Source organism: Allobosea sp. P4_C6 (assembly GCF_056402015.1).
On record NZ_JBFUIF010000019.1, the window covers coordinates 92,889 to 99,202 of the forward strand.

5 protein-coding genes are annotated in these 6,314 nt (G+C 62.1%); 1 reads left to right on the top strand and 4 read right to left on the bottom strand.

Going from position 1 to position 6,314, the window contains the following annotated elements; all coding sequences use genetic code 11:
- Nucleotides 1-130 precede the first annotated feature (130 nt).
- A complete protein-coding gene (locus AC1DVA_RS15670; RefSeq protein ID WP_476806458.1) occupies nt 131-1,363 on the bottom strand; it encodes an amidohydrolase family protein in 1,233 nt (410 codons plus the stop codon).
- Nucleotide 1,364: 1 nt separating this feature from the next.
- Nucleotides 1,365-2,291, bottom strand: a complete 927-nt coding sequence (locus AC1DVA_RS15675) for a DUF1989 domain-containing protein (protein ID WP_476806459.1) — start codon at nt 2,289-2,291, stop codon at nt 1,365-1,367.
- A gap of 352 nt (nt 2,292-2,643) precedes the next feature.
- On the opposite strand from AC1DVA_RS15675, the gene AC1DVA_RS15680 reads away from it, so the two are divergent.
- Entirely contained in the window at nt 2,644-4,212 is a 1,569-nt protein-coding gene (locus tag AC1DVA_RS15680; protein WP_476806465.1) for an ABC transporter substrate-binding protein, read from the top strand.
- A gap of 191 nt (nt 4,213-4,403) precedes the next feature.
- On the opposite strand, the gene AC1DVA_RS15685 is transcribed toward AC1DVA_RS15680, so the two are convergent.
- Both AC1DVA_RS15685 and AC1DVA_RS15690 read right to left on the bottom strand, forming a co-directional pair.
- The gene (locus AC1DVA_RS15685) at nt 4,404-5,177 is read right to left on the bottom strand and encodes a maleate cis-trans isomerase family protein (RefSeq protein WP_476806466.1); all 774 of its coding nucleotides are present in this window, start codon (nt 5,175-5,177) and stop codon (nt 4,404-4,406) included.
- A 356-nt stretch (nt 5,178-5,533) separates the two neighbouring features.
- Nucleotides 5,534-6,314, bottom strand: a 781-nt coding sequence (locus tag AC1DVA_RS15690; protein WP_476806460.1) for a TRAP transporter large permease subunit, incomplete at its 5' end; no start/stop codon positions are given.

Sequence of the window (6,314 nt, forward strand, 5' to 3'; positions counted from 1 at the left end):
TGTGCCTCACAAAAGCGGACTGTGCAAAAATGCCTAAACCATAGAATCAGGCGTGCCTTCCGCCAGCTAGGTTCCAGACGGAGCCAGGGAAACTGGATTCTGGCTCGCCCACGACCGGCCCAAAACCACTCTACGAAGCGGCAGCGGCCACAAACTCGCTGTCGCGCGCGATCACTCTACCCTGCCTGACAACGGTCCGGTTCGGGGAGCGGGTGACGATCGCGTCGGCGAGTGTCTCACCCGTCAGTAGGACTAGATTGCCCCGTGCGCCGTTATGCAGACCGTAATCTGCGACGCCCAGGGCCCGCGCGCCCCCGAAGGTGCAACAGTCGAGCGCGAGCTCGAGATCATCGTCCCGGCGGAAGCCGTTGCGCTGAGCGAGAAGCATCGCGCGTTCCAGCATGTCGGCGTTGTTGAAGGGGCCCCAGGTGTCGCGGACGCCGTCCGAGCCGGAGCAGACGATTACGCCGAGCGAAGTCAGCAGGGCAAGGCTCGGGCACGCCCTGGCAAGGGGCGCCGTCGTCATGATGRCAACCTTTTCGCGCGCCAGCATCTCGCCCAGCCGCCCAGCATAAGCAGGTCCGATGTCGCCAAGGCAGAAGGCGTGGCTGATCATCACGCGGCCCTGAAGGCCAAGCGCCCGCGTGCGCTCGAGGATCAGTTCGACACTGAAGGCCCCGAGTTCTCCGGGTTCGTGCAGATGGATGTCGATTGGCTTCCCTGAACGCTCGGCAAGGCCGAATGTCATGTCAAGGCTGCCGCGCGGGTCGCGGTCGATCTGGCTGGGGTCAAGGCCACCGACGATATCTGCGCCGATCCGAAGAGCCTGCTCCATCAGTTCGAGGGTGCCGGGTCGAGAAAGCAGACCCGCTTGCGGGAACGCGACCGTCTGCACCTCGATTGTCCCACGGCATGCCTCCCGCGATCTGAGGACGCCTTCTAACGGCGCCAGACCGACATCGGTGTCGATCGCGACATGGCCACGAAGCAACGTCGATCCCAGTTCGGCCGACCGGACAAGCTGGCGCGTCGATTGCAATTCCGGGTCGATCCCCCGCCGGCGCAGTTCATCCTTCTCGGCCTGGATCTTGTCGGCCAGGGCCRGGCCGACCTCGTTTCGGAACCAGGGCAGCCCGAGCAAGGAATAGCCCAGATGCGTATGGGCTTCGACGAGCCCAGGGATGGCGATCCTGCCGTCGCCATCCTCGACGGCGCTCCCTTCGGGCGCAGCAAGTCGCTCGCCCGTCGCGGCAATCATGCCGTCCCGGATCAGGATATCCTGCGGCGGCGAAAGCAGGAGGCCTGGACCTCGCCAGAGGCGGACGTGCTTGATGAGCAGCGAACACATTGCGGCGTCTTGCATCCTAGGCTTCGTCGATTGCAGGAGCGCCGCTCTTCGCCGCTAGGAATCGCGCCTCCCACCAGGAGAAGACGATGTCGCGCAATGCAGCCCCGTCGTTGTCGCCATGCACCGCGTGTCGCAGCGCCTCGAAGCGTGCAGCGTCCTCCTCCGTCAGGTCGATCTCGATTTCGACCTGATGCAATGGGACGTTGGTGAATTCTGGCATGTAGGCCGGATCGCGGCTCAGTTCTCGATCGGCTTTGATCGTTGGATTCTTGAAGTCGCGCGGCGTGCGCTGGCTGGACAGGATCGGGGTGCGCGGAACGCGCTCTCGATCCTCCTCCGTCGATTCGAGAACGATCACCTCAACCGGCTTCAGCGCGAAATTGCTCGTGCGCATGATGTCGGCGCCGCAGACGTTTGGCACCGCCAGGACATCCATCAGGGCAAGGAGGTCGACATAGTCGCCGGCCCGTGAAGCCTGTCGCGTGATCGTTGCCGATCCCGCTTCGGTGATCTCCGTGCACATGAAAAGGTTGAAGCTGTCATGCACGTCGTCCGGAGTCAGCCCGTATTCGCGCTGTGCTTCGGCCTGGATGTCGTGGCAATTGGTGTGCTTTGCGAAGCCATAGGCGCTCTCATAGAGATAGGCGCTGCAACGCGGGAAAAGCACGTCGTTACGGCCATATGTATCTTCAAGAATGTAGAGCATCGCCCGCTCGCGCGGCGGCGCCGACCAGAGGAACGTGCCCTTACTGGGATTGAAGCCGTGCACCGTGCGCGTGCGCCCGCAATGCATGAATTCCTTATAGTCATGAAGATTGAAGCAGTTGAAGTCGACGCATTGCTGCCCCTCGATCTGCTGGATCCGCAGAATCTGACCAGCCCTGACTTCAATGGCCTTCCCGGTGCCGGGCTCGAGCCGGATCCTGGCGATTTCCGTCCTCATTGCCGCGTGCTCCCGCCATTCGTTGCAGCCGGCTTCGCCGCGGCCTCGCTCAATGCCAGTTGCACAAGCGCCTGCACATCGCGTGCTCCGATTGCAGCGACCGCGCGCCCGAGTAACTCGATTTGCTGCTGATTGAGCCGAAGAACCACACGACGGGTTGCCATTTGCGCCTACCGCTTTTGCCTCACAAGACTGACGCTAGCACAAGATTGCATGCAGTCTTGATTAAAAATGCAGCACATAAGGTCGCTCTTATTGCATACAGCCTGCGGATCGCATCGTATGCAATTATTGCCGACAGTGCGATCCCGCACGACATTGGTGGAGGGTTTGGATGGGCCGTTTGCTTTCGATGGTGATGGTAGCCGCATTCGCGGCGGGCGTCGGACATGCGGGAATGGGGCGTGCCGAAGCGCAGACGCTCAAGTGGGGGTCGCCCCGCGAGATCGGCTCGCTGGACCCATATTCTTTTGGCGATACTTACGCCCTTTCGGTCCTGAACCATGTCTATGAAGGACTGGTTCGCTATAACGGCAAGCAGGAAATCGAACCGGCACTTGCCACCGCCTGGACGATTGCCTCGCCGACGCTCTGGCGCTTCACCTTGCGTTCCGGCGTCACCTTCCATGACGGCGCCCCCTTCGGCGCGGATGACGTCATCGCATCACTAGAGCGAATCACGCATCCCACTTCGCCGATGCGGGGAGAACTGCACGGTTACAAGAGCGCTCGAAAAATCAGCGATTCCGTCGTCGAGATCGAGCTCGACAGCCCAAATCCGTTGCTCCTGAACGACCTGACCAATGTCCACATCTTCAACAAGGCGTGGCTGATCACGAATAACAGCCTGCTGCCCACCGATGCCGGTAAGGGCGTCGAAGGTTTCGCCACGAGCAACACGAACGGCACCGGTCCCTTCAAGATCGTCTCCCGACGACGGGACACCCAGACGGTCTTCGTCAGGAATACTTCGTGGTGGGATAAGCCCATCCATAATCTCGAGCGCATCGAGTTCATTCCGATCGGATCGGCGGCGACGCGCGTCGCGGCCATGCTCTCGGGTGAGATCGATTTCACCAATGCCGCGCCGCTGCAGGATCTCACCCGCCTATCGGCCTCGCCGGATATCAAGGTCCTCCAGGCGAACGAGCTTCGCTCAACATTCTTCGGGTTCAACTGGCGCGAGAAACTCACGGAAAGCGATGTGCAGGACAAGAACCCGCTACGCGATATTCGCGTGCGCGAAGCCATGTATCGCGGGATCGACATTACCGCGATCCAAACTCGCGCCATGCGTGGCCTGTCTCGCACCACCGGCGCCCTTGTCGCACCATCGATACCGGGCTTCACTCCCGAGCTCGACCAGCGCCTGCCCTTCGATGCAACCGAAGCGCGCCGCCTCCTGACCGAGGCTGGGTATCCCAATGGCTTCTCCTTCTTGATGAACTGCGCCAGCGACGCTCTCATAAACGAGGAGGAGTTCTGCCAGGCCGTCGCCTCGATGTGGTCGCGTATCGGCCTTCGGCCCAATCTCAGCATCGGCCCGCGCAGCCAGCAGACACCGAAGCGTGTTCGGGGTGAGTTCGACGTGGTGGCGTTCGGCTGGGCCAATGAGCCCACACTGGATTCGTCCTCGTTGCTGACGCAGGTGATCCATAAGAAGGATGCCGCGGCCGGCGTCTTCAACTGGGGCGAATGGGGCGATGATAGGATCGATGCCCTGAATGCCCAAGCTGCCATCGAGAACGATGCCGCCAAACGCACCGCCCTGCTGACCGCGGCGATGAAAATCGCCAAGGATCAGCACATGTTCATCCCGCTGCATCAGCAGCCGATGGCCTGGGCCGCAAGGTCGCGGATCGCGTCCCTCGTCCAGACCTCGGACAACAAGCCGCGGATGTGGCTCACAGTCGTAAAGTAGCCTGGCGGCTTATCGCCCGCTCGCAGCTGCCCCTGATGCGCCGTGATCCCTGATCGCGGCGCATCTCATGTTAGGGGGAGAGGAAGAGCTAGCTCCCGGGTGTGGTGGACGGCCGCCCACAGCGCGCCGTTGCCGGCACGATTTCAGTCCGGGTGCGATCACCTGCAGGGCCACGTCCAGCAGCCGCGATGTCAGGCTCTCGCTGGTGTTGGGGGGCGAGCAACAAAACCTTCACGTGGCGCAACCAGCCTCGGATCGCGGAACAGCCGGCCCCAGCACGCGAAGGGCGCAAGCGGAAAGCCGATGGCCATCAGGCAGCCCCACAAGGTCACGGCAACGGAATCGAGGATCATCGGCCCCGTTTCGGTCTCCAGCTCCGCCCCGATCCGTGCGCCGTTCATATTGGTGCAGAGCACGCTGACAGCCTCGGGCCCTGCAGCGGCGACCTCTGCGATCATCGCGCCAACCGTCGCCTCGGGCACCGTTCCGAAGGCAAAATTGTCGCGGATGCCGAGATGGCGTTCGGCCGGACAGGCGATGCCGGCCGCCGCATAGATCGCGACGATCTTCGCCTGCACATCATCGGTATAGGGCGAGACCAGTCCCTGGCTCGTCGCACCGATGCGTTCGAGGACCTCGACCAGCGACAGGATGCAGGTGCTGGCTCTGATCCCGGTCGCCTGCGTGATGCGCTCGGCCAGCGTCCGGTCGCGCTCGATCCCGAGCCAACTCGCCGAGGTGCCGTTCCACGAGATCACATCGACCTTGGCATGGGCGAGTAGTTCAGCCGCACGGAGAATTTCGCTGTCGTCGAACTGCGCCAGCGCCTTCGCATCAAGCGCGATCTCGGTGACCTTGAAGCGGCTGAAATGAGCGCTTACGCCATCGACGCCCGAAAGCATCGCGTTGGTGACGGGTTCGAGCACCGTGTTGGAGGACGGTGTCAGCATGCCAATGCGCAGCATCGTCAGACCTGGATTTGAGGGTAGGATCTTCGCGGTGATATCGGTCGCGAGGGCGAGAGCGCGTTCGATCGCGGCGGCAGGTGTGTCCGCAATCGAGATCTCGGCGGTCTGGCGGTAATCGACATACCTGCCGTCCTGCAAGCAGGGAATGACGCGGTCGGCCCAGCCACCGGAATTCTTTAGAGGCACAACGGGACGGGCACCGGCATAGGCGATAATGAATTCGTCCAAGGTCCCACAGCTAACGCTGAACAACCGCCCGGGAGGATTTGCGACATCAGGCGCATGCCGACGATAGTCGCGCGCGGTCGGTTGCGACACGGATATCCATAGAACCTTGTCATGCGCCACCCAGATTATGGCGGCGTGACCTTGCTGGCCCAGGTCGCCATCTGCGGGAAATGGATAAGGAGCGCGGTCATCACGATCATGGCGATCACGAAAGGAATAGTTCCCGCGAACACGGTGCCGATATTGCCTTCGCGCCGAACCGTTTGGATGACGTACAACGTCATGCCGACCGGTGGCGTAAGCAGCGACATCTCGCACATCAGCACGATGAACACCCCGAACCAGATCGGATCGATGCCGGCGGCGACAATAATGGGAAACAGGATTGGCACCGTGCCGACCATCATCGGCAGCGTCTCGAAGAAGATGCCGAGCAGGACGTAAAACAGGGCCAACACCCATTTGAGCGCGAGCGGGCTGGCGCCTAGGCCGCCGACCCAGGCGCTCAGCGTCTGCGTGACGTTGAGCAGGCCGAGCGCGAAGTTCAGGTAGAACGCCACTGCCAGGATCAACATGGTGATCGCGGTCAGGTTCGCCGTCGCGATGAAGGAGTCATGCAGCATCGCTACCGTCAGCCTGCGCTGGAGGGCTGCAATGATGATCGTCGCGATTACCGCGAGCGCTGCCGATTCCGTGACCGTCGCCCAGCCGGTGTAGACCGAGCCCATGATGATGGCGAAGACGACGATTGGGCCGGTGAGGTCCTTGACGCGTGCAAGCCGCTCTCGCAGCGGGACCCCATCCTCTCTATCACCGGCGAGATTGGGCCACAGCGCGCAGATCACCACGATGGTCAGCATGAACAGAGCGGTCAGGATTAGACCCGGGATCATGGCCGCCGCATAC

Coding starts and splice junctions, on each gene's coding strand:
- AC1DVA_RS15675 (WP_476806459.1), bottom strand. CDS start 2,291: ATGAGGACGGAAATCGCCAGGATCCGGCTCGAGCCCGGCACCGGGAAG.
- AC1DVA_RS15680 (WP_476806465.1), top strand. CDS start 2,644: ATGGTGATGGTAGCCGCATTCGCGGCGGGCGTCGGACATGCGGGAATG.
- AC1DVA_RS15685 (WP_476806466.1), bottom strand. CDS start 5,177: ATGCTGCGCATTGGCATGCTGACACCGTCCTCCAACACGGTGCTCGAA.